The 21,991-nt window shown below is 73.7% G+C and carries 21 protein-coding genes; 9 read left to right on the top strand and 12 right to left on the bottom strand.

The window, feature by feature from the left end; all coding sequences use genetic code 11:
* The first annotated feature begins 62 nt into the window (after positions 1-62).
* The 3 genes from IF27_RS08070 to IF27_RS08060 all read left to right on the top strand — a co-directional run bounded on the left by IF27_RS08070 (position 63) and on the right by IF27_RS08060 (position 2,011).
* Positions 63-566: a MarR family winged helix-turn-helix transcriptional regulator gene (locus tag IF27_RS08070; protein WP_052848702.1), complete on the top strand. Its 504-nt coding sequence runs from the start codon at positions 63-65 to the stop codon at positions 564-566.
* A 94-nt stretch (positions 567-660) separates the two neighbouring features.
* The gene (locus IF27_RS08065) at positions 661-1,401 is read left to right on the top strand and encodes a hypothetical protein (RefSeq protein ID WP_052848701.1); all 741 of its coding nucleotides are present in this window, start codon (positions 661-663) and stop codon (positions 1,399-1,401) included.
* Between the two features lie 85 nt (positions 1,402-1,486).
* Positions 1,487-2,011 (top strand): GNAT family N-acetyltransferase, encoded by a 525-nt coding sequence (locus IF27_RS08060; protein ID WP_052848700.1) that lies wholly within the window; start codon positions 1,487-1,489, stop codon positions 2,009-2,011.
* On the opposite strand, the gene IF27_RS08055 is transcribed toward IF27_RS08060, so the two are convergent.
* The gene (locus IF27_RS08055) at positions 1,989-3,356 is read right to left on the bottom strand and encodes an FAD-binding oxidoreductase (RefSeq protein ID WP_052848699.1); all 1,368 of its coding nucleotides are present in this window, start codon (positions 3,354-3,356) and stop codon (positions 1,989-1,991) included. The genes IF27_RS08060 and IF27_RS08055 overlap by 23 nt on opposite strands.
* Before the next feature lie 244 nt (positions 3,357-3,600).
* Between IF27_RS08055 and IF27_RS08050 the strand changes: the two genes are divergently transcribed.
* Complete coding sequence (locus tag IF27_RS08050; protein ID WP_052848698.1) at positions 3,601-5,166, top strand: choice-of-anchor I family protein; 1,566 nt, start codon at positions 3,601-3,603, stop codon at positions 5,164-5,166.
* 13 nt (positions 5,167-5,179) lie between these two features.
* On the opposite strand, the gene IF27_RS08045 is transcribed toward IF27_RS08050, so the two are convergent.
* Positions 5,180-6,124 (bottom strand): oxidoreductase, encoded by a 945-nt coding sequence (locus IF27_RS08045; RefSeq protein ID WP_052848697.1) that lies wholly within the window; start codon positions 6,122-6,124, stop codon positions 5,180-5,182.
* Positions 6,125-6,242: 118 nt separating this feature from the next.
* Here IF27_RS08045 and IF27_RS08040 point away from each other — a divergent pair, with 118 nt between their 5' ends.
* On the top strand, positions 6,243-6,827 hold the full coding sequence (locus IF27_RS08040; RefSeq protein WP_223290966.1) for a TetR family transcriptional regulator: 585 nt from the start codon (positions 6,243-6,245) through the stop codon (positions 6,825-6,827).
* A gap of 51 nt (positions 6,828-6,878) precedes the next feature.
* On the opposite strand, the gene IF27_RS08035 is transcribed toward IF27_RS08040, so the two are convergent.
* Complete coding sequence (locus tag IF27_RS08035) at positions 6,879-7,265, bottom strand: peptidase inhibitor family I36 protein (protein WP_110945660.1); 387 nt, start codon at positions 7,263-7,265, stop codon at positions 6,879-6,881.
* A gap of 168 nt (positions 7,266-7,433) precedes the next feature.
* Here IF27_RS08035 and IF27_RS08030 point away from each other — a divergent pair, with 168 nt between their 5' ends.
* Entirely contained in the window at positions 7,434-8,444 is a 1,011-nt protein-coding gene (locus IF27_RS08030; protein ID WP_052848695.1) for a winged helix-turn-helix domain-containing protein, read from the top strand.
* An 18-nt stretch (positions 8,445-8,462) separates the two neighbouring features.
* Here IF27_RS08030 and IF27_RS08025 read toward each other — a convergent pair whose 3' ends face one another.
* Positions 8,463-9,059, bottom strand: a complete 597-nt coding sequence (locus IF27_RS08025) for a DUF6226 family protein (RefSeq protein WP_052848694.1) — start codon at positions 9,057-9,059, stop codon at positions 8,463-8,465.
* A 48-nt stretch (positions 9,060-9,107) separates the two neighbouring features.
* Positions 9,108-10,043 (bottom strand): AraC family transcriptional regulator, encoded by a 936-nt coding sequence (locus IF27_RS08020; RefSeq protein ID WP_052848693.1) that lies wholly within the window; start codon positions 10,041-10,043, stop codon positions 9,108-9,110.
* A 130-nt stretch (positions 10,044-10,173) separates the two neighbouring features.
* Between IF27_RS08020 and IF27_RS08015 the strand changes: the two genes are divergently transcribed.
* From IF27_RS08015 to IF27_RS31485, 3 genes are all read left to right on the top strand, one after another.
* The gene (locus tag IF27_RS08015; RefSeq protein ID WP_052848692.1) at positions 10,174-11,193 is read left to right on the top strand and encodes a saccharopine dehydrogenase family protein; all 1,020 of its coding nucleotides are present in this window, start codon (positions 10,174-10,176) and stop codon (positions 11,191-11,193) included.
* A 65-nt stretch (positions 11,194-11,258) separates the two neighbouring features.
* A complete protein-coding gene (tyrS, locus tag IF27_RS08010) occupies positions 11,259-12,527 on the top strand; it encodes a tyrosine--tRNA ligase (RefSeq protein ID WP_110945659.1) in 1,269 nt (422 codons plus the stop codon).
* A gap of 122 nt (positions 12,528-12,649) precedes the next feature.
* A complete protein-coding gene (locus tag IF27_RS31485; protein WP_052848690.1) occupies positions 12,650-14,545 on the top strand; it encodes a serine/threonine-protein kinase in 1,896 nt (631 codons plus the stop codon).
* Positions 14,546-14,571: 26 nt separating this feature from the next.
* On the opposite strand, the gene IF27_RS08000 is transcribed toward IF27_RS31485, so the two are convergent.
* The 7 genes from IF27_RS08000 to IF27_RS07970 form a co-directional block, all read right to left on the bottom strand.
* Entirely contained in the window at positions 14,572-15,480 is a 909-nt protein-coding gene (locus tag IF27_RS08000) for an EamA family transporter (RefSeq protein WP_052848689.1), read from the bottom strand.
* A 62-nt stretch (positions 15,481-15,542) separates the two neighbouring features.
* A complete protein-coding gene (locus IF27_RS30020; RefSeq protein ID WP_110945658.1) occupies positions 15,543-16,841 on the bottom strand; it encodes a YrhB domain-containing protein in 1,299 nt (432 codons plus the stop codon).
* A complete protein-coding gene (locus tag IF27_RS07990) occupies positions 16,838-17,119 on the bottom strand; it encodes a YrhB domain-containing protein (protein WP_052848688.1) in 282 nt (93 codons plus the stop codon). Before IF27_RS07990 ends, IF27_RS30020 begins: the two co-directional genes overlap by 4 nt.
* Positions 17,120-17,147: 28 nt before the next feature.
* On the bottom strand, positions 17,148-18,701 hold the full coding sequence (locus tag IF27_RS07985; RefSeq protein WP_190232860.1) for a toxin glutamine deamidase domain-containing protein: 1,554 nt from the start codon (positions 18,699-18,701) through the stop codon (positions 17,148-17,150).
* A gap of 189 nt (positions 18,702-18,890) precedes the next feature.
* Positions 18,891-19,172, bottom strand: coding sequence for a YrhB domain-containing protein (locus IF27_RS07980; protein WP_052848686.1), 282 nt, complete (start codon positions 19,170-19,172; stop codon positions 18,891-18,893).
* Positions 19,173-19,201: 29 nt separating this feature from the next.
* The gene (locus IF27_RS07975; RefSeq protein WP_190232859.1) at positions 19,202-20,815 is read right to left on the bottom strand and encodes a toxin glutamine deamidase domain-containing protein; all 1,614 of its coding nucleotides are present in this window, start codon (positions 20,813-20,815) and stop codon (positions 19,202-19,204) included.
* A gap of 287 nt (positions 20,816-21,102) precedes the next feature.
* Positions 21,103-21,915 carry a TIGR02452 family protein gene (locus tag IF27_RS07970; RefSeq protein WP_052848684.1) on the bottom strand — a complete coding sequence of 271 codons (813 nt, stop codon included), beginning with the start codon at positions 21,913-21,915 and terminating at the stop codon, positions 21,103-21,105.
* Positions 21,916-21,991 lie beyond the last annotated feature (76 nt).

Here is a 21,991-nt window from a genome sequence, read left to right as displayed (position 1 = left end):
GTGACTGCTCGCTCAACCTAGCGCGTTCTTGTTGAAGCATCAACCACAGGTAGGGTCGATGTATGCCCGAGCAACCGGAGACCCACTGGCTCACCGACCGTGAGCAACGCGTGTGGCGTACGTACCTGGCCGCGACCGCCGGCCTCCAGGCCCATCTCGACCGGCGGCTGCGCGCCGACGCGGGCATCCCCGTCGCGTACTACGAGATCCTCGTCGTCCTCTCCGAGAGCCCGGGGCTGACCCTGCGCATGGGGCGCCTAGCCGAGCTGTGCCGCTCCTCGCGCAGCCGCCTCTCGCACGCCGTCGCCATGCTGGAGAGCTACGGCTGGGTGAGCCGCTGCGCCACCGAGGACGACGGGCGCGGCTCCCTCGCCCGCCTCACCGACGCGGGCCTCGCGGCGCTGCGCGAGGCGGCACCCGGGCACGTCGCGGAGGTGCGGGCCTGCCTGTTCGACGCGCTCAGCCCGCAGCAGCTCGACGCGTTGGACGGCATCGTCCACACGCTGCGCGACGCCGTCGCGGCCCGCTCGGGCGGCGCCGTGCCCGGCTGCCAGGGCGCGCCGTGAGGGCGCCGGTGGCCCGGTTCTCCGGAAAAGAACGTCACCCGACCGGAGGAATGGAAGACTCGGCCGGGACGTGACGACCCGAGGAGTTCGAGGCATGGCGACAGACGTCCCCGGCGATCCCGCCGACCCGACGGCCGACGGACGGGGGCAGCGCGTCCTCGACCTTCTCGACAAGGCGATCGAGGTCCAGAACGGCCTGGTGCGCAGGAACATCGCGCGGGCCAGGCAGCGCAATCCCGACGCGACACCGGCGCAGGTCGTGCGCGGGCTTGAGCGCATGTACATCGGCGCCATGACGGGTACGGGCGCTGCGGTCGGCGGCACCGCGGCGGTGCCCGGCATCGGAACGGGGGTGGCGCTGGCGCTGTCGGCTGGCGAGGCGTTCTCCTCCCTGGAGATGAGCGCCCTCTTCACGCTCTCGGTCGCCGACGTCCACGGGGTCCACCCCGACGAGATCGAGCGCCGCAGGACGCTGGTGATGGGCGTCATGCTCGGCGGGACCGGCTCCGCCACCATCGCCAGGGTCGCCGAGCGTACGGGGCAGGACTGGGGACGTCAGGTCGTCACGAAAGCACCGGTCACGACGTTGCGGCGGGTCAACAGGGCCCTGGCGAAGCACTTCATCAGGAAGTACGGGACCAAGCAGGGCATCGTCCTCCTCGGCCGGGCGGCCCCCTTCGGCATCGGCGCCGTGATCGGCGGGACGGCCAACGCCGCCATCGCCAGGGGGACGGTGCAGGCGGGGCGGCGCGCGTTCGGCCCGCCGCCGGAGTCCTGGCCCTGGGAGGCGCACGACGCCCCCGCGCCGTCCGCCGACCTGCCCGGCGGGGCGTAGAATCCCGTGGTCATCAGAAGCCTTCCCGGCCGGGACGTCACGTCCGCCGGGGAGGCTTTTCCCATGTCCGAGAGGAGCATTGCCCATGCCCGACGTACCCGACGTGTCCGTGTACCGCGCCACCGCCGCCGACCTGCCCGTGACGGAACGGCTGTGGCTGATGTTCCGCCACGACATGTCCGAGTTCACCGGGCTGCTGCCCCGCCCCGACGGGACGTTCCGCGACGACCGGCTGCGCGCCGCGTTCACCGACGAGGACGTCGCCCCCTACCTGCTGACGAGCGAGGGGCGCCCGGCCGGGCTCGCCTTCGTCCGCGGCCTCACGGGGCAGGTCCGCGTGCTGAGCAGCTTCTTCGTGGTGCGCGGGGCGCGCAGGGCGGGCGTCGGGCTGCGCGCCGTGCGCGAGGTCACGGCCCGACACCCGGGCCGGTGGGAGGTGGCGTTCCAGGACGAGAACGCGGGCGCCGTCGCCTTCTGGCGCCGCGTCGCCGCCGATCTCGCGGGTGACGCCTGGACCGAGGAGCGCAGGCCCGTGCCGGGGCGCCCCGGCCTGCCGCCCGACGTCTGGATCTCCTTCCGGGTCGCGCCTACAGGACCTTCCCCGGATTGAGGATGCCCAGCGGATCGAACGCCTGGCGCACCGACCGCTGCAACTCAAGCCCGACAGGCCCCAGTTCACGGGCCAGCCAGTCCCGCTTCAGGACGCCGACGCCGTGTTCGCCGGTGATCGTGCCGCCCAGGGCGAGGCCCAGCTCCATGATCGCGTCGAACGAGGCGTGGGCGCGGGCCCGTTCGTCCGGGTCGGTGGCGTCGAAGCAGACGACGGGGTGGGTGTTGCCGTCCCCCGCGTGCGCGCAGACGCCGATGGTGAGGCGGTGCTCCTCCGCGATCGCGGCGACGCCTTCCAGCATCTCCGCGAGGCGCGAGCGCGGCACGCACACGTCGTCGATCATCGTCGTGCCCTTCACCGCCTCAAGGGCGGGCAGCGCGGCCCGCCGCGCGGCGAGCAGCAGGTCGGACTCGGCGGCGTCGTCGGCGGGCACGACCTCGGTGGCCCCCGCCGCCCGGCACAGCGCGCCGACCGCCGCCAGGTCGGCGGCCGGGTCAGGGGTGTCGAAGGCGGCGATCAGCAGGGCCCGCGTGCTCTCCGGCAGGCCCATACGCGTCAGCGCGTTGACGGCGCGCACCGTCGTCGCGTCCATCAGTTCGAGGAGGGACGGGGTGTGGCCCGCCGCCATGATCTCGGCGACGGCCTGGCCCGCCGCGACGGTGGAGGGGAACTCGGCGGCCAGCGCCAGCCGGGGCGGCGGCGCCGGGCGCAGCGCGAGCACGGCCCGTACGACGACGCCGAGCGTCCCCTCCGCGCCGACGAACAGGCGCGTCAGGTCGTAGCCCGCCACGCCCTTGGCCGTCCGCCGCCCGGTGCGCAGCAGCCGCCCGTCGGCGAGCACGACGTCGAGGCCGAGCACGTACTCGGCCGTCACGCCGTACTTGACGCAGCACAGGCCGCCCGCGCCGGTGCCGATGTTGCCGCCGATGGTGCACTGCTCCCAACTCGACGGGTCGGGCGGGTAGGTGAGGCCGTGCGCGGCGACGGCCTTCGACAGGTCGGCGTTGACGACGCCTGGCTCGACGACGGCGACGCGGTTCACCGTGTCGATCTCCAGGACGCGGTCCATCCGGATCAGCGAGAGCACGACGCAGCCGTCCACGGCGTTCGCGCCGCCCGACAGGCCGGTGCGCGCGCCCTGCGGGACGACGGGGACGCGCAGCGCGTGCGCCGTCCGCAGCACGTGCTGCACCTCCTCGACCGTCCTCGGCAGCACGACGGCCGCGGGCTCGCCCGCGGGGCAGAAGCCCGCCATGTCGTGCGCGTAGGCGGCAGTGACGTCCGGGTCGGTGAGGACCGCGCCGTCCGGCAGGCCCTCGCGCAGCGTCGCGACAAGAGTGCTCATGCACGCCACCTTCGCACCGCGGCGGGCCCCCGTCACCCCCGCCGTGCCAGGGCGCGTCTTCACAGGGGTCGCCCTGCTCGCGCCGCCTGGCACGCACGCCGCGTCACCGCATCGCCCGAGTACGCCCGGTACGAGGACGATCCGGCGCGCCCAGGGTCGTGACGGCCGGGATTGCTCCGCTGTTCACCTGGCGAACGGACCGGGTTCACACGGCGGGCCCCGGTCGTCCGCGACGATCCGCCCCATGAAGCACCGAAGACTCGCCGTCCTGGGCACGGTCGCCGTGCTCGGGGCCACCCTCGTCACCCCGGCCGCCGCGCACGGGCGCCACCACGACGACGGCCTCGACCTGACCCTGATCGGCCGCTACGAGACGGGCGCCTTCGACGAGGGCGCCGCAGAGATCACCGCCTACGACCCGCGCACCGAGCGGGTGTTCACCATCAACGCGGAGCGCGGCACCGTCGATGTCCTCGACATCTCCGACCCCCGCCGCCCCCGCAAGGTCGCCGAGCTGGCGACGCCCGGCGCCAACAGCGTCTCCGTCCACGGCGGCCTCGTCGCCGTCGCGCAGGAGGCCGCCGACAAGACCGACCGCGGCACGGTGTCGATCTTCCGCGCCCGTGACGGCCGCCTCGTGGACTCCCAGCGCGTCGGCTCGCTGCCCGACATGGTGACGTTCACGCCCGACGGCCGCCGCCTCGTCGTCGTCAACGAGGGCGAGCCCGACTCGTACTGCGCCGACGGCACCGACCCCGAGGGGTCCGTCTCCGTCGTCTCCCTCGACCGCTCGGGCCGCGTCACCGGCACCCGTACGGCCGACTTCCGCGCCTGGAACGGCCGCGAGGACCGGCTGCGCGCCGAGGGCATCCGCATCTACGGGCCCGGCGCGTCCGCCGCGCAGGACTTCGAGCCGGAGTACGCGGCCGTCTCCCCCGACGGCGACACCGCGTACGTCACGCTCCAGGAGAACAACGCGCTCGCGACCGTCGATCTGCGGCGCGGCCGGGTCACCGGCGTCGAGGCGCTGGGCACCAAGGACCACAGCCGCCGCGGCCAGGGCCTCGACGCGTCCGACGAGGACGGCGGCGCGCAGATCTCCCGCCGCCCGGTGGAGGGCCTGTACGAGCCGGACGCCATCGCCGCCTTCGGCGGGGGCCGTTACCTGGTGACGGCCAACGAGGGCGACGCCCGCGACTGGGACTGCTACGCCGAGGAGGTCCGCGTCGGCGACCTCGAACTCTCCCCGCGCGCCTTCCCCGACGCCGCGTACCTCCAGCGTGAGGACGTCCTCGGGCGCCTCACCGTCACGGACACCTCGCCGCGCGACTCCCAGGGGCGCGTCACCGAGCTGCACGCGATGGGCGGCCGGTCGCTGTCCGTCCGCGACACGCGGGGCCGCCTGCTGTGGGACTCGGGCGACGAGCTGGAGCGCCTGATCGCCGAGCGGCACCCGGACGACTTCAACACCGACAACACCGAGAACGACCCCGACTCGCGCAGTGACGCCAAGGGCCCCGAGCCCGAGGGCGTGACGGTCGGCACGGTGCGCGGCACGACGTACGCGTTCGCCGGTCTTGAGCGGGTCGGCGGCGTCGTCGCCTACGACCTGTCGGACCCGCGCGACCCGGAGCTGGCTGGCTATGTGAACTCCCGTGATTTCAGCGGCGATCCGGAGTCCGGGACGGCGGGCGACCTCGGCCCCGAGGGGCTGACGTTCATCTCCGCGCAGGACAGCCCGAACGGCCGTCCGCTGCTCGTCGTCGGCCACGAGACGAGCGGCACGACCGCGATCTACCAGATCGGCTGACGCGCCGGTCCGTTCAACCGGCGGGTGTGAACACGTAGCGCACGCCGGTCAGTTCCTCCGACACGTCCCACAGGCGGCGGCCGGTCCCCGGATCGGCCGCCGCCTGCGCGGCGTGCACGCGTGTCGGCGCGCCGCGCAGCTCGGCCGTGCCGTCGGGCCCGATGAACTCGCCGCCGCGCACGCCCGGTTCCGTCGCCGCGTACAGCTGCGGGAGCGCGCCGCGCTCCACCGGCTGAGCGAGCAGCGGATTGCCGATCCGGCCGAACACCAGCCGCCACACGCCGATCGGCGCGGACGTCTGGAGGCCGGTCGCCGTGTAGCCCGGGTGCGCGAGGACGCTGCGCACGGGGCTCCCGGCCGCCGTCAGCCGCCGGTGCAGCTCCAGGCCGAAGACGGCGTTGGCCAGCTTCGACTGGTTGTAGAAGCCCATGGCGGAGTAGCGGCGCGCGCCGGTGAGGTCGTCGAACCGCAGGGTGGCCTTGCGGTGGTTGACCGAGCTGACGGTCACCACGCGCGGGTCGCGCCCCTGTGCGAGCGGCCCGAGCAGCAGCCCGGTCAGCGCGAAGTGGCCGAGGTGGTTGGTCGCGAACTGCGCCTCGTGCCCGGCGGCGGTCAGCGTCCTGGGCGGCGCCATGATCCCCGCGTTGTTGACGAGCAGGTCGAGCGCCGCGTGCTCGGCGCGCAGCCCTGCGGCGAACTCCTCGACCGAGGCGGGGTCGGCCAGGTCGAGGCGGCGTACGTCGAGCCGCGCGTCCGGCTGCGCGGCGGTGATCTTCCCGGCCGCGCGCCGTCCCTTCTCCTCGTCGCGCACGGCGAGGACGACCCGCGCGCCCCGGTCGGCGAGCGCGCGGGCGGTGGCCAGGCCGAGGCCCCCGGCGGCGCCCGTCACGACGGCGACGCGCCCGGTCTGGTCCGGTATGCGCGCGGTGGTCCATGGCTGCTGTTTCACGGATGACATGTGTCGCATGGTGCCGTGCGTGGCATTCAGTGTCAACATGGCACTGGATGCCGCGCACGGCATGGTGTGTACCATGGGTCGGGTGTCCAGCCTCCAGGAGCAGCCGCCGAGCCTCGCGATGCGCAAACGCCAGCTCGTCGCCAGGGAACTGACCGAGGCCGCCCTGCAACTGCTGGCCCGCAAAGGGTTCGACGCGGTCACCATCGACGAGATCGCCGCCGCCGCCGGGGTGTCCCGGCGCACGTTCTTCCGGCACTTCGCGTCCAAGGAGGACGTGGTCGTCCAGTTCCTCGCGGGGCTCGGCGCCGCCATCCGCGCCGAGCTGGCGGCCCGTCCCCCCGCCGAGCCGCCGTCCGTCGCGCTGCTGCACGCCGTGCGGGTCGCCGTGGACGCCTGCTCGGGCCGGGCAGAACGCGCGCTGCCCGTCGTACGGCTGATCCTCCGCACGCCCCCGCTGCTCGCACGCTTCCTCGAACACCAGGGTCAGTGGCGCGACGACCTGGCGGTGGAGCTGGCCGAGCGCCTCGGCCTCGACCCCGCCACCGCCCTGTACCCGCCCCTGGCCGCCGGGATGGCGCTGGCCGCGTTCCACACCGTGCTGGTCCGCTGGAGCGGCAGCGACGGCGCGCAGGACCCGGCCGCGCTGCTCGACCTGGCCTTCGCCGTCCTCGCCCCCGCACTCGACACACCCCCCACCGCATGAACCGCGCCGCGCCCACCCTCGCAGGACGCGGCACGGCAGGTCACGCCCCGCTCAGCACTCGGGGCCCCACACGGCGGAGTTCAGCGTCACGCCCCCGCCGCCGGTGAACCGGTGCGCGTTGGAGTCCGGCGGGTAGTGCAGGCAGCCGCTCGCGTACTGCCCGTCGTCCCAGGTCACGCGCCAGCGGATGTGGTCGGCCCCCGGGTCGGCCACGCCGTTGTTGACGATCGACATGCCGTTCTCGGAGTGCAGTCCTGACAGGTTGCCCTGCGACTTCCAGCGCGGCAGGCCGCTGAAGTTCGGGTTGTCCCACACGCAGACGTGGCCGCGCGGGCAGTCGCTCTGCGCGGCGGACGCCGTCGGCGCCAGGGCCACCCCCGTCGCCGTCATGACGAGCGCCGCCCCCGCGACGCCCACGCTCCTGCGGATTCGCCTCATGATTCCCCCTCGGTCGTGATGTCCCGCGGAGCCGTCCCGGCCCCGCGGCGTGCCCCCACCCTGCCGCGCCCCCTGCGGGCGGCGGCGACGATTCACCCCTGTATGAAACGTCCGCCCTCTGCTTCACTGGGTGGTACTGCAAGGGGGATTGCACGGGGGATGGTTCACGTGCTGCGTGTGCACTTCTCGGGGGAGGACCTGGGGCGTACCCGGCTGGCGGACGGGCCGCTGCCGATGTGGGAGACGATCCTCAGCCTGCACCGCTTCCAGCGGCGTGACGGCGGGCTGCTGGTGCGACGGTGGCGGAGCGCGGCGTCGCGCGCGCTGCCGCCCGACTGGCGCCTGCTGTCCGCGCTCGTCCCCCCGGCGGGCTACTTCCCCGACTTCCTCACCCCGCCCGACCCGTTCACCGACGTCGGCGAGGCCGTCACCCACGTCGCGGCCACCCCGCGCGCCACCGTGCGCCGCGACCTCGCGCACCTGGACCGGCGCCGTACGCCCGCCCCGTTCGCCGACGCCCTGTGGCGCGGGGCGCCGCTCGCGTACGAACGGCTCGGCGCCGCCCTGGCCGCCTACCACGCCGCCGTGCTCGCGCCGTTCTGGTCGCGCGTCGAGGAACAGGTGCTCGCCGACCGTGCGCGGCGGGCGGCACGGATGCTCGGCGAGGGCACCGAGGGGCTGCTCGGGGCGCTGCCGCCCGCGCTGCGCTGGCGCCCGCCGGTCCTTGAGGTGGACTACCCGGTGGAGCAGGACCTCGTGCTGGGCGGGCGGGGGCTCGTGCTCGTGCCGTCGTTCTTCTGTCTCGACACCGGCGTGACGCTGCTGCACGACGACCGCACGCCCGTGCTCGTCTACCCGGTCGAGCACCGGCCCGCCGCCGAACCGCCAGGGGCGCAGGCGCACCGGCTCTCGCTGGCCGCGCTGCTCGGCCACACGCGGGCTGCGCTCCTCGAAGCGCTCGAACAGAGCGGCAGCACGGGCGCGTTGGCCCGCCGCGCGGGGGTCCTGCCGTCCTCGGCGAGCCAGCACCTGGCCGTGCTGCGCGACGCGGGCCTCGTCAGGACGGTCCGCTCGGGCAGGACGGCGCTGCACTCGCGCACCGCGATGGGCGCGGCCCTCGCGCGGCGGGGGTACGTCAACCCGGCGGCGTTCGCGCCGGATCGCGAGCCCGGCGAGTGACGTGCGGCGTCAGCGGTGTCAGGCGCGCGCGGGCCAGGGGCGCCAGCCGTCGGGCGGCAGGGGCGGCCCGGCGCCGACGCGGGCGACCCGGTACTCGGTGCTGCTCTCGTCCCCGTCGGGCGAGGAGACCGCGCAGGTCACCCTGCCCCGGCGCATGGTCTCCCGCAGCCGCCCGGCCGCGACCGCGAGGACCTGCCACTCCAGCTCGTCCGCGAGCCCCGCCACCGAGTCGTCGCACGCGTCGCACCCGCAGTGCGGGAACGCCGCCGCGAAGTACGAGCCGCCCCGCACCGTCACGGACGGGAAGCCGGTGAACGCGAACGACAGCGGCGCCGCGTCCGCCGCGCCGGGCGTCAACGTCACCGTCCGCACGCGCTCGCCGTCCCGCTCCTCCTCGCCCTCCTCCACCACCACGTCGAACTCCGCGGTGAGATGCGCGATCAGCGCCTCGGCCACCGTCAACAGCGGGGCGAAACGCTCCGGATGCGCGGTGACGCTGTACGCGTCCTCGGGCGGCTCCTCCTCGAAGGGCCAGCGGTCGCCGTAGGCGATGACGGCGCCCGAACCGTCGCGGAAGACGGGCGACGCCAGGGCAGGGCGTACGTACTCGGCCATCCCCCGACCGTACGCGGCCCGCCGTCAGGGCGTCATGCCGTCATGGCGTCATGCCGACAGCGCGCCGTACCGCTCGGCCGGGACACCGCCCTGGCCCCGGTGCGCGGCGCGGTACCGGCCGGGCGCCGTGCCGAACTCCCGCCGGAACGCCTTGGCGAACGCGTACTCCGACGTGTAGCCCGCGCGCTCCCCCACCGTCCGCAGCAGCAGATCGCTCTCCCGCAGCAGCCGCGCCGCCGCCGTCATCCGCCACCACGTCACGAACGCCAGCGGCGGCGACCCCACCGCCGCCGCGAAGCGCTGCGCGAACGCCGACCGCGAAAGCCCCGCCTCCTCCGCGAGCCCCCGCACCGTCCACGGGTGCCCGGGGTCCCGGTGCACGGCCCGCAGCGCCGCCGCCACGGCCGGATCGCGCAGCGCGGCGCCCCAGCCCGTACGGTCCTCGCGGTCGTACCACGCGCGCAGCATGTACAGCAGCAGCACGTCCACCAGCGCGGGCAGCACGCCGGGCGTGCCGGGCAGCGGCTCGGCAGCCAGCTCGTGCCGCAACAGGTCCACGGCCCCGCGCAGCGACGGGTGCGGCCCGTCCCCGGCCGGGAGGTGCACGACGTCCGGCAGCTCGGCCAGCAGCGGATGCGCGCGCGACTGGTCAAGCCGGTACGCGCCGCACAGCATCAGCGTCGCCGGGGCGGACGGGTCCTGCCGCCCGGTCGCGGCCGGCGTCCCCGCGTCGGCCAGGGGCGTCACCGGGGAGTCGGCGATGGCGTGGCCCAGCTCGCGCGGCAGGAACGCGACGTCACCCGGGCGCAGCTCGATCGGCTCCCCGCGCACCGGCAGCAGCCAGCAGACGCCGCGCAGCACCACGTGGAACCCGGCGCCCTGCTGCGGGGCGAAACGTATGCCCCAGGGAGCGCGCAGCTCGGTCCGCGACGAGTGCGGCGCGCCCGTACGCATCGCGGCGACCGCGTCGCTCAGTACGTCCACGGGCCCAGCGTACTGACGCGGGCCGCGCCGCGTGGACGGACGGATATCCAGGGAGGACGGCAGGACATGGGCCGCCGCCGGGGCGCTGCCTAGCGTCGGTGGCGCAAGGATCGACGGTTAGGGAGCTGGCATGAGGATCGCGGTGTACGGCGCGAGTGGGTTCACCGGTGGGCTGGTCGTCGGGGAGGTGGCGCGGCGGGGGTTCGCGCCGGTGCTCGTCGGGCGGGACGGGGCGCGGCTGCGCGCCGTGGCCGCAGGTGAGGGCGCCGAGGTGCGGGTCGCGGACCTGGGGGACGCGGCGGGGCTCGCCGCCGCCTTCGCCGACTGCGACGCGGTGGTGAACTGCGCCGGGCCGTTCACGCTGTGGGGCGAGCCGGTCGTGCGCGCGGCGCTCGCGGCGCGGACACCGTACGTGGACACCACGGGCGAGCAGGGGTGGATACAGCGGGTGCACGCCCTGTTCGGCGACGAGGCGGCGCGCGCCGGGGTCGCCGTCGTGCCCGGCATGGCCGACGACGGCGGCCCAGGCGACCTGGTCGCCGCGCTGACGGCGGCCCGCCTCGACGCCGTGGACGACCTGCTCGTCGCCGACCTGCGGCTCCCGACCGGCGGCGCGTCGCGCGGCACGGCCAGGTCGATGGCCGCCATCGCCGCGGAACCCGGCCTGGAGTACGCGGACGGCGCGTGGCGTGTGGCGAAGGGCGAGCCCGCGCCGCTCGTCCCGCCGGGGGAGACGCGGGCCGCGCCGATGCGGGCGTTCCCGCTGCCGGGCGTGGCCACCGTGCCGCGTCACGTGACGGCGCGGCGCGTGCACGCCGCGATACGGGCCGAGGTGGCCGCGATGTTCGCGTCGCTGACGCCCGAGGTGCTCGACTCCGTGCCGGAGACCGTCCCGGAGGACGTGCGCCGGGCGGGGCGCTGGCTGATGCTGGCCGAGGCCACCGCCCCCGACGGCCGCCGGGCGCGCGGCTGGGCGGGCGGCCCGGACGGGTACGGCCTCACCGCGGTGATCGCCGTGGAGGCCGCCCACCGCCTCGTGACGGAGCCGCCGGGCCCCGGCGTCCTGTCCCCTGCGCAGGCGTTCGCCCCCCGGCCGTTCCTCGACGCGCTCGCGCCGCACGGCGTGACATGGCGCGTCGAGGCCGCCTGAGCGACCGCTACGCTGGCCGCTGTGCCAGGACAGGCGGCCGGACAACGAGAACGAGAAGGCGGAACGTGATGGGAATCGTCGAGGAGCTGACGTGGCGCGGGCTGATCGCCCAGTCCACCGACGAGGACGCGCTCCGCAAGGCCCTCGGCGACGGCCCCGTCACCTTCTACTGCGGATTCGACCCCACGGCGCCCAGCCTGCACGTCGGCCACCTCGTGCAGGTGCTCACCGTCCGCCGCCTCCAGCAGGCGGGGCACCGGCCGCTCGCGCTGGTGGGCGGCGCGACCGGCCACATCGGCGACCCCAGGCCGACCGCCGAGCGCACCCTCAACGACCCGGAGACCATCGCCCGCTGGGTGGACCGGCTGCGCGAACAGATCACGCCGTACCTGTCGTTCGAGGGCGACAACGCGGCGGTCATGGTCAACAACCTCGACTGGACCGCCGCGTTGTCCGCCATCGACTTCCTGCGCGACGTCGGCAAGCACTTCCGCGTCAACAAGATGCTGACCAAGGACTCGGTCGCCCAGCGGCTCCAGTCGGAACAGGGCATCAGCTACACCGAGTTCAGCTACCAGCTGCTCCAGGCCAACGACTTCCTGGAGCTGTACCGACGCCACGGCTGCACCCTCCAGCTCGGCGGCAGCGACCAGTGGGGCAACTTCACCGCGGGGCTCGACCTCATCCACCGCCTGGAGCCGGGGGCCGAGGCGCACGCCCTCGCCACGCCGCTGATGACGAAGGCGGACGGCACGAAGTTCGGCAAGTCGGAGACGGGCACCCTCTGGCTCGACCCCGAACTCACCTCGCCCTACGCCTTCTACCAGTTCTGGCTGAACACGGACGACCGCGACGTCTCCCGCTACCTGCGCGTCCTCTCCTTCAGGTCCCGTGCCGAGCTTGAGGAGTTGGAGAAGGTCACCGAGGAACGCCCCCAGGCGCGGGCCGCGCAGCGCGCGCTCGCCGAGGAACTGACCACGCTGGTGCACGGCGCCGCGCAGTGCGCCGCCGTCGTCGCCGCGTCGAAGGCGCTGTTCGGGCAGGGCGACCTCGCCGCGCTCGACGAGCCGACCCTCACGGCGGCGCTCGCCGAACTCCCGCGCGTCACGGTGCGCGAGCCCGGCCAGGTCGTCGATCTGCTCGCGGACTCGGGCCTCGTCGCGAGCCGTTCGGCCGCGCGCCGTACCGTCAAGGAGGGCGGCGCGTACGTGAACAACGCCAAGGTGGCCGCCGAGGACGCCGCCGTCACGGCGGACGACCTGCTGCACGGCCGCTGGCTGCTGCTGCGGCGCGGCAAGCGGAACCTGGCCGCCGTCGAGGTGACCGGCGCCTGACCCGGCCCCGGCCCCGTCACGGGCCGGAGGCGTCTGCTAGCTTGCCGTGTTGACTGCGAACGCGTGCGCGACACGGGCACGGGGCGCGGGTGCGGGCGGACGGCGGGGAGGAGCCGGGGGGCGTGGAGGTTCTGGGGGCGGGCGATCCGCGTCAACTGGGCGGTCACCAGCTGCTCGGCAGGCTGGGCGCGGGCGGCATGGGGGCCGTCTACCTCGCCCGTTCCGAGCTGGACCGGCTGGTCGCGGTGAAGACGGTACGGCCCGACCTGGCAGAACAGCCCCAGTTCCGCGAGCGGTTCGAGCGCGAGATCCGTGCCGCGATGCGCGTGGGCGGGAACTGGGTCGCCCGGGTGCTGAGCCACAACGTCGAGACGGCCACGCCCTGGGTCGTCACCGAGTACGTCCCCGGCCCGCCGCTTGACGAGGTCGTCGCGGAGTTCGGCCGGCTGCCGGAACACAGCGTCGTCGCCCTGGCGAACGGCCTCGCGCAGGCCCTGCGCGACATCCACGCCGCCGGGCTGGTGCACCGCGACCTGAAACCGTCGAACGTGCTGGTCACACTCGACGGCCCCCGCATCATCGACTTCGGCATCGCCCATGTCGTCACCTCGGCGGCCGAGCGGCTGACCGGCACCGGCGCCACCATCGGCTCGCCGGGGTTCATGAGCCCGGAACAGCTGGAGCCCGGCGCGCCCCTCACCCCGGCCGGCGACCTCTTCACCCTCGGCGCGGTGCTGACCTTCGCCGCCACGGGCCGCACACCGTTCGGCCCGGAGGACGCGGAACCGCTGGCCCTCATGTATGCCATCCGGTACGGCGAACCCGACCTCGACGGCGTGCCCGAGGGGATACGTCCCCTCGTCGCCGCCTGCCTGGCGCGTGACCCCGCCGCGCGTCCGGCCCTGGACCGGATACTCGACGTCACGCTCGGCCGGCTGGACGGCGTGCCCCGCGGGTGGCTGCCGGACAGGGTCCTGGCCTCGGTGCGCGCCAGGAACGACGCCATCGTCTCGGCCGCGCAGGAGGTGACGCGCCCCGCCTCGCCCCCGGCGTCGCCCTACGCCCCGACCGTCACCGCGTTCCCGCCGCCTCCTCCCCCGACCCCGGCCCCGGCCCCGCCCGCGCCGGTCAGGCGGCGCCGCCCGTGGATCGCCGCCGCGGCGGTCGCCGCGGTCGCCGCCGGTGTGGCACTCGCGGCGTCGCTCCTGCCGGGCGGCGGCGAGGACGGCACGGCGGCCGACTCGTCCCCTTCGGCGACCACGACGCAGGACGCGCCGTCCACCGAGGGGCCGCCCGAGGTCTTCGTCAACTCCTGGCTCGGTTCGAACGAGAGCTACATCGTCGATTTCTCCGTGGACGAGAACGGCGCCGGGGTCCTCTACTGGACGAGCCGGTACGTCATGTGCGAGATGACCATCCGGCTGACGGACGAGCCGTACACCGATGCGGAGCCCGTCCCCGGCGGCGCGGGGGCCTGGCTGCTCGACTGGGAGATCACCCAGGTGAGCCCCGACCCGGGGCTCGGGGAGCTCTGCCCGGCGACGACGGCAGACGGCGTCCTGTGGCTGGACGACCTCGAAGGCGACTTCGTCGGCCTCGGCTGGCGGGACGAGTTCACCGACGGCATGCAGACCGCGGCGCAGCCCGAGGGACGGCCCTTCCCCACCGAGGTCTTCGGCCGCTACGCCCTGCCCGCCGAGCAGATGACCGAGTTCTGGGACCTCCCCGCGACGGACGGGCCGTGGACACTGACGCTGCTCAACGGCGCGCAGGGCAGCGTCGTGGCGACGATCGCCCCGCCGGACCGTGACGCCACCTGCTCCTTCCGGGCGCGGCTCGCCGCGTGGGACGAACTGAGCCTGGCGGTCGGACCGTTCGAGCCCGTGGACGACTGCCGTGTGACGCAGGGGGAGGCTCCGGGCACCTCCGTCATCGGCAGCGACGACGGCGGAGAGAGCGTGACGCTCGAACCCCTCGGCCAGGAAAGCCTGACGCTCTTCGCCGACCGGATCGGCTGAATCCGCCGGACGCAGGACGCGCGGGCTCAGACCTCCGGGCGGGCGCCGCGCGTGGCGCCCGCCGACGCCGCGACCACGCACAGCACCGCGATCCACTGCGACCACAGCAGCGTCTCGCCCAGCAGGACGAGGCCGATGAGGGCCGCCATCGCCGGTTCGAGGCTCATCAGGATGCCGAACACGCGCGGCGGCATCCTGCGCAGCGCCTCCAGATCCAGCGAGTACGGGATCACCGAGGACAGCAGCGCCACGCCGAGCCCCGCGAGCAGGACCCACGGCGCGAGCAGCGCCGTCCCGCTGTCGGCCACGCCGAACGGCACGGTCACCAGGGCCGCGACGACCATGCCGAGCGCGAGCCCGTTGCCCTCCGTGGTGTGACGGCCGAGCGCCGCGCCCGCCAGGATGTACAGGCCCCAGCACGCCCCGGCGGCGAGGGCGAACAGGAAGCCCCCCACGTTGAGTTCGCCGCGTCCGCCCAGCAGCAGGACGACGCCGCCCGCCGCGAGCAGGGCCCAGAACGCGTCCAGCCAGCGCCGCGACCCGGCGAGGGCCACGGTCAGGGGGCCGAGGAACTCGACGGTCACCGCGATGCCGAGCGGGATGCGGTCGAGCGCCAGGTAGAAGCACAGGTTCATCAGGCCGAGGACCACGCCGTAGCCGCACACCACCGTCCACGCGCGGCGGTTCATGCGCGGTGACGGCCGCCACAGCAGCATCAGGATCGCGGCGGCGAAGAACAGGCGCAGCGCGACCGTGCCGAAGCTGCCGACGGTGTCGAACAGGTTCTTGGCCAGCGCCGAACCCACCTGCACGCTGACGATGCCGAGCAGCACCAGGGCTGTCGGCGGGACGGCGCCGAGGCCGCGACCGGCCGCGATGGACAAGGGAGTTGACGGCGCCGGGCCGCGCTCCGTCCCGTCGTCGATGGTGGCCACCCGTGGAGTGTGGACGATCGACCGCCGGGCGTCATGCGATTTTCGAGGGGGCCGGACGGGCCCTACCGGTAGCGGATCAGGTGCAGCGCGCGTACGTCCTGCGTCTCCAACTGCGCCGACTGACCGGTCATGCTGTCGATCAGCACGACGCCGTCGGCCGTGGTCGCGCCGTTGATCAGCAGCCCCACGGACTCGCGGCCCCGCTCGTCGTTCCTGCGGACCCAGGCCAGCGCCCTGCTGCCCTCGGGGAAATCCGCCAGCTCGGCGATCAGCGTGCGCCAGTCCATGTGGTCGCTGGCCGAGACGACGCCGCCGAGCCGCTTCATCGTGGGGGCGAGCCAGGCGCCGGTGTCCGGAGCCGGGGGCGCCCCGGCCGGTGTCCCGCCCGCCTGCCACTCCCTGAGCCACTGCCACGGCGAGGAGTTGGGCAGGGCGAAGGGCTGCGACGCGTCCTTCGGGACGACGAGGGCGGCGTCCAGCATGCCGTCCTGCCAGCGGCCCGTCTCGGCGAACCGCTTCGTGTTGCAGGCGAAGAGCCAGCCGCGCGGCCCCTCGTCCGTGGCGTCGGGCGCGACGAGGACCACGTCCCCGCCGTACACCTCACCCAGCCAGGACTCGGCCTTCGCGACCGCCGCGTCGAAGCCCTCGGCACGTGTCTGCCACGGCGGAGCGGCGAACGCGGGGCCCGGCACCTCGTCGGGGCTCGGGGCCACCGCGAGGGTGAGCCTGCGGACGCCCTCGACCTCCGCACGGCCCAGCCGCCCGGCCATGGGATCGACCAGCGCCACACGGCCGTCGGTGTGGTGGGCGTAGAGCAGGTGACCGCTGGACTCCTCCCCGCCCAACTCCCTGCGCATCCAGACGAGTCCGCGCGCGTCGGGCCCGTACGACGCGACCACGGCGACCACTTCGTCCCAGTCCCGGCAGGGCGCCACCTCGGTCTCGGGCGCGAACTGGTCCACCAGCCGCTCCCACCACCCGGCGCGCTCGTGCTCCGGCCGCCAGGGCAGCGGCGTCGCCTTGGCGCCGCCGAGCGCCGCGTGCATGGCCAGCACGCAGCCGCGGGAGTTGAGGCGCCCGGCCTGCGCGCGGGGCAGGCGGGGGGTGGGGGCGGCGTCGAAGGCCGCGACGTCCGCCCAGGGGTCGTCCGTCGCCGGGTGGAAGGGGATGGACCCGTTCCGCGGCACGGCCAGCGACACGGTGAGCAGGGCCTCGTCCCCCGCCCCGGCCGCGTCGGTCGCGGTGCAGGAGAACAGCCATGTCTCGGGCGTCTCCAGCACGGGATCGGGACGGCGCAGCGCGACCCGTCCGCCGTAGGTCCGCTCCAGCCACCGCGTGGCCACCTGCCGGGGATCGCTCACTGCCCGCCCTCCAGCTGCGTGACGTAGTCGCTCAGGGGCCGGGCCGAGGGCGGGAAGCTGGGCGTGGAGCCGTCCTTGGGGACGACGAGCACCAGGGTCATCGGGGCCTTGAACGGGTCACCGGTGTCCAGATGCTCCTGGGTGTCGAACGCGACGGTCCACAACGTCCGGTACTCATGGGAGAGTTCGGGCAGCATCACAAAGGTGTAATCCATGTCGCGGTACGCGTCCCGCAGGAACTCGGCCGCGTTCCGCAGTGCTTCCTCGAACGAGATCATGTCGTCACTTCCTGGCGAATTCCGGAGTCTATCGATAGGGAAGATGGCCTATGGCCGTCAATCCCACTTCCAATTGGGCCAACTGGCCCGATTGGCCGTCCAGGAAGACGACCCCCTGCGGGGTGTTGACCGCATTGAAGACATGGGCCGTACGGTCGGGTCTCGCGATGTACACGATACTCCTGGAGCCAATTCCCCTGCGCGCCAGATCCAGTCCGATCTCCTCGTAGTTCCTCACCCACTGGTAGTTCATACCCTCGGCGCCCAGCGCGCGCTGATTCACGGGCCGGGGCCCGGGGAGAGGCGCCGCGCTCACGGTGACCCCGTCGAGGCGGCGATCGACCGCGACGACGCAGTTGGTGCAGTTCTGGGTGTAGCCGGGGCGGCCCGTGTTGTTCACTTCGCGGAGCCAAGGATAGTTGGTGTCGATGAACCGCTGTGCGTCGGCCGGGTGCATCGATTGCGCATGAATGGCGGGCGGCAGCGACGGCTGCTGCGGGGGCAGCGGTGTCGCCCCCGGCCTGGTCGGGGCGCGCCGCACCGCCGCGGCGAGGCTCCGCAGCCCGCCCCGCGCCGCCCTGATCCCGCCGCGGAGGCCGCGGGCGAGTCCGCCGAGGGTGGTGAGGCCCTTCATGCCCGGGATGCAGTCGAGGGCGGCGAAGGCGACGTCCCAGAGCGTCGCGCGTCCTTGGGCGTAGTCGATCAAGGTGTCCGCGAGGACGACCAGGGCCGCCGCCAGCACGATGAGGGCGAGCGGCCCGCCGATGATCATCACGACGACCCCGAGGACGGCAACGATCACCTTGCAGACATCGACGATCGTGTCCCAGTTCTCGGTGACCCAATGAACCGCGTCCTGCCACCACTTGCGGTTCTGTATCCCGGCGTCGGACGCCTCGTCGATGTCACGGGCCGCCTCGCGCGCGGCCTCCTCACGCATCTCCCGCGCCTGCCGCGCCAGTTCACGCGCGGCGTCAAGACTGTCCTGCGCGGCATCGACACGCGCCTGCGCCGCCTCACGCGCGGCATCAGCCGCCTGACGATCGCGGGTGGCGGCCCGCACATCCGCCTCGTCCGGCGGCGGCGCGTTGTCCCGCTCACCCTCACGCTGGAGCCGTTCCGCCTCATCCCCCGCCCGCGACACCCAACTCTGCGCATCACCCAACGAGCCCTGCGCCGAGGCGAGATCCGCCTGCGCGGCTATCGCACGGTCCAAGGCACGATCCGCCTGGCCCTGCGCCGTCTGCAACCTGGGCCAGTACGTCTGCAACGCCTGCGCACACAAGTCGTAGGAATCCCGCAACTTGGTGAGATTTCCCGGCACACCGTCGAACTCGGACCGGAACGCCTCAGCCGACAGACCGGCCCAGTCCTGCATCGCGCGGTCCGACGCCAACCCCCGCACCCGCCCCAACGCCTCGTCAACCGTGTCGGAGAACTCCTGGAGTTCTTCGGCCAGGTTCCTGACCTCGTCCGGGTCCCCCGGCGTGGGATCGGAATCCATCCCCACCGGACTCCAGTCATACGGCCGCGCCACGTCCGACACCCCCTCTGCGATCAGACGATCGGCAGAAGCGACCATAGTGTCCGTACACGGAACCTTCAACGTTCGCCCCGGCACAGCAGCCCACTCCTGGGCGACACCGAGCCGTCGTCCGAAATCTCGCGTGCACGGGCAAACGCCGCTTCGAGGCCGGTGAACGAGACGACGCCGCCGAGCCGCTTCAGCCTCGGGGGGAGCCGGGCGCCGACGCCCGGAGCCGGGGATCGCTCACTGCGGGGGGCCGAGCTGCGCTTCGAACTCGCCGACGGACCATGCGGACGGCGGGAACCACGGCTCGGCCCCGTCCTTGGGCACCAGGAGAAGGCGCGTGAAGGGCGCCTTGGTCATGTCGCCGGTGTCCCGGCGCTCCTCGGTGTCGAAGCGGATGGCCCAGACCTCGCGATGCTCCGTCGTCAGCTCAGGCTCCATCACGAAGGTGTAGGGCATGTCCCGGTAGGTATGCCGCAGATACTCGACCGCGGCCCGCAACGCTTCCTCATGCGAAACCATCTGCGCGCTCCTTCGTGACTTCCCGAGGGCTACCGATAAGGGAGATGGGATATCTCGGTGACATCGCTCTCCAATCGCGCCAACGCGCCTGACTGGCCGTCCAGAAAGGCGATCCCGTCCGGTACGTGGACCGCGTTGAACACATGGGCGATCCTGTTGGGCCTCTGAACGTAGACGACGCTCCTGGAGCCGACTCCTCTGCGGGCCAGATCAGCGGCGATGTCGTCATAGGAATCCACCCGCTGGTACTGCATGCCCTCCGCGCCCAAAGCGTGCAGGTCCGGCCACCGACCACGCCACAGCGGCGCCACACCCACCGCGATGCCGTCGAGTCGGCGGTCAACCGTGACCACGCAGTTCGAGCAATTGTTGATGTATCCGAGCTGACCACGGTTGTTCACGTCCATGAGCCAGGGGAAGTTGTTCACGACGAATTCGCTCCTGGCCCGCAGGGTCAGCGCATCCGCGTGGAAGACGAGGGGAGATGAAGGTGACGGCAGTGACGACGGTGACGGCGGCGTCCCTGTCGGCGGTCGTGCCGCCCCGGCCCTGCCCGGGGCGCGCCGCGCCGCCGCGCCCAGGCTCCGCAGCCCGCCCCGCGCGGCCCTGATCCCGCCGCGGACTCCGACGGCGAGTCCGCCCAGGGTGGTGAGGCCGCGCATGCCCGGGATGCAGTCCAGGGCGGAGAACGCGACGTCCCACAGGGACGCTTCACCGCGCGCGTACTTGATCAACGTGTCCGCCAGGACGACCAGCGCCGCCGCCAGCACAAGAAGCGCGAGGGGCCCGCCGATGATCATCACGACGACCCCGAGGACGGCGACGACGACCTTGCAGACATCGACTACCGTGTCCCAGTTCTCCGTCACCCACCGGGCGGCCTCCTGCCACCACTTGCGGTTCTGGATCCCGGCGTCGGACGCCTCGTCGATGTCACGGGCCGCCTCGCGCGCGGCCTCCTCACGCATCTCCCGCGCCTGACGCGCCAGTTCACGGGCGGTGTCAAGACTGTCCTGGGCCGCATCCACACGCGCCTGCGCCGCCTCACGCGCCGCATCGGCCGCCCGGCGATCGCGGGTCGCCGCCCGCACCTCCGCCTCGTCCGGCGGCGGCGCGTTGTCCCGCTCACCCTCACGCTGCAACCGGTCCGACTCGTCCCCCGCCCGCGACACCCAGTCCCGCGCATCGCCCAACGAGCCCTGCGCCGACGTCAGATCCGCCTGCGCCGCTATCGCACGATCCAGCGCACGATCCGCCTGACCCTGCGCCGTCTGCAACTTCGGCCAGTACGTCTGTAACGCCTGCGCGCACAGGTCGTACGAGTCACGCAACTTGGTCAAGTTCCCCGGCACACCGTCGAACTCGTCACGAAACGCGCCCGCCGACAGCCCCGCCCAGTCCAGCAGCGCACGGTCCGACGCCAACCCCCGCACCCGCCCCACCGCCTCGTCCACCGTGTCGGAGAAGCGCTCAAGTTCCTCCGCGAGATCGCGGACCTCCTCGGGCTCGCCAGGTGTCGGGTCGGAGTCCATACCGACCGGACTCCAGTCATACGGCCGCGCCACGCCCAACACCCCCTGTGTGATCAGACGATGAGCTAGGGCGACCGTAGCGTTTCCACTCGCAACCTTCAACGCGCCCACCGGCGCAACCGAGCAGTTCACCTGCACTATGCGAACGAGTGGGAGGACGACCGACCACACGAGCAACAACGTGAGCCAGCAAGCCAATTGAGGCGAACCCCGCCCTGGACAGACCTGGTCGCAGGCGCGAATCAGGTCAGATCACCCGCACCCGCCCCGTCGAACTCACCACCTTGACACCTGCAACGCCGCACCCGTGGCCGATGAGCGGGGCGCGGACAGGAGCCGCGCCCCGCCAGCATGAGCACGTCGTCCCGGAACCCGCCGTCCCGCCGTCCGGGCCGTCCTCACGACATGCCGGGCAGCGCGCGCTCGAAGGGCTCGCGGGTGGTGCCGTCCCGGTCCAGGACGGCGAACACGACGCGTGTGAAGACCCCGGCGAAGTCGCCGCGCAGGTGCGCCGCGAACGCCTCGGCGACCTCGGCCGGTTCGTTGCCGAACACGCCGCAGCCCCACGCGCCCAGCACGAGACGGGAGTGCCCGTGATGCGCCGCCACGGCGAGCACGCCGCGGGCGCGCGTCGCCAGCGCGCCGGGAATCCTCCCCACGGCGCCCGGCCGGTCGCGCTCGATCATCCGCCGGTTCGGCGCGGCCGACGTCAGGAACGCCACCGGCAGCGGCGCGGGCAGCCAGGACCCGTCGTCCCGGCGGAACACCGGCACGTCCGGCGCATACACGACCTGGTCGCTGTAGAACGGATCGGGGTGGTCGCGGTGGAAGGCGTAGAACTCCGGGCAGCGGACCAGCGCGTCGTACAGCGCGCTGGCACGGGCCAGGCTCTCCTCCTGGGCACGCGCCCCACGGGCCACGCCCCCGCCCGGGTTGCGGGCCGACGCGAAGTTCAGCGCCGCGAGCCGCCCCGCCCCGCCACCGGCCCCGGCCAGCCGCTCCACCGCCTCCAGGGTGCTCTCGTCCGTCACCTCGACGCGCGTGGTCCCCCTGCCCTCGGGGAACGGCAGGCGGCGCAGCTCACCGGGGTGGTGCAGCCTGATGCCCGCGCGCATGGCGTCGAGACCGGCCGACAGATCGACCCTGTGCCCCTCGTGCTCGTACCAGCCGCGCTCGAAGGCCGCCCGGGTCTCCTGCCATCTGCGACGCACCGCGCGAGCCTCCGTGGTCCGGCCTGCCCCCGACGCCTGCGCCGGGGCTGCACACCCGCCCCCGGCGGGCGAGTAC

Source organism: Streptomyces avicenniae, assembly GCF_000719135.1.
Classification (GTDB): domain Bacteria; phylum Actinomycetota; class Actinomycetes; order Streptomycetales; family Streptomycetaceae; genus Streptomyces; species Streptomyces avicenniae.
This window is presented reverse-complemented; position numbering and strand designations above follow the sequence as displayed.

Bases quoted from the DNA above. Each gene is read 5' to 3' on its own strand.
- IF27_RS08070 (WP_052848702.1), top strand. From the start codon at position 63: ATGCCCGAGCAACCGGAGACCCACTGGCTCACCGACCGTGAGCAACGC.
- IF27_RS08065 (WP_052848701.1), top strand. From the start codon at position 661: ATGGCGACAGACGTCCCCGGCGATCCCGCCGACCCGACGGCCGACGGA.
- IF27_RS08060 (WP_052848700.1), top strand. From the start codon at position 1,487: ATGCCCGACGTACCCGACGTGTCCGTGTACCGCGCCACCGCCGCCGAC.
- IF27_RS08055 (WP_052848699.1), bottom strand. From the start codon at position 3,356: ATGAGCACTCTTGTCGCGACGCTGCGCGAGGGCCTGCCGGACGGCGCG.
- IF27_RS08050 (WP_052848698.1), top strand. From the start codon at position 3,601: ATGAAGCACCGAAGACTCGCCGTCCTGGGCACGGTCGCCGTGCTCGGG.
- IF27_RS08045 (WP_052848697.1), bottom strand. From the start codon at position 6,124: ATGTCATCCGTGAAACAGCAGCCATGGACCACCGCGCGCATACCGGAC.
- IF27_RS08040 (WP_223290966.1), top strand. From the start codon at position 6,243: ATGCGCAAACGCCAGCTCGTCGCCAGGGAACTGACCGAGGCCGCCCTG.
- IF27_RS08035 (WP_110945660.1), bottom strand. From the start codon at position 7,265: ATGAGGCGAATCCGCAGGAGCGTGGGCGTCGCGGGGGCGGCGCTCGTC.
- IF27_RS08025 (WP_052848694.1), bottom strand. From the start codon at position 9,059: ATGGCCGAGTACGTACGCCCTGCCCTGGCGTCGCCCGTCTTCCGCGAC.
- IF27_RS08015 (WP_052848692.1), top strand. From the start codon at position 10,174: ATGAGGATCGCGGTGTACGGCGCGAGTGGGTTCACCGGTGGGCTGGTC.
- IF27_RS07990 (WP_052848688.1), bottom strand. From the start codon at position 17,119: ATGATCTCGTTCGAGGAAGCACTGCGGAACGCGGCCGAGTTCCTGCGG.
- IF27_RS07985 (WP_190232860.1), bottom strand. From the start codon at position 18,701: ATGGTCGCTTCTGCCGATCGTCTGATCGCAGAGGGGGTGTCGGACGTG.
- IF27_RS07980 (WP_052848686.1), bottom strand. From the start codon at position 19,172: ATGGTTTCGCATGAGGAAGCGTTGCGGGCCGCGGTCGAGTATCTGCGG.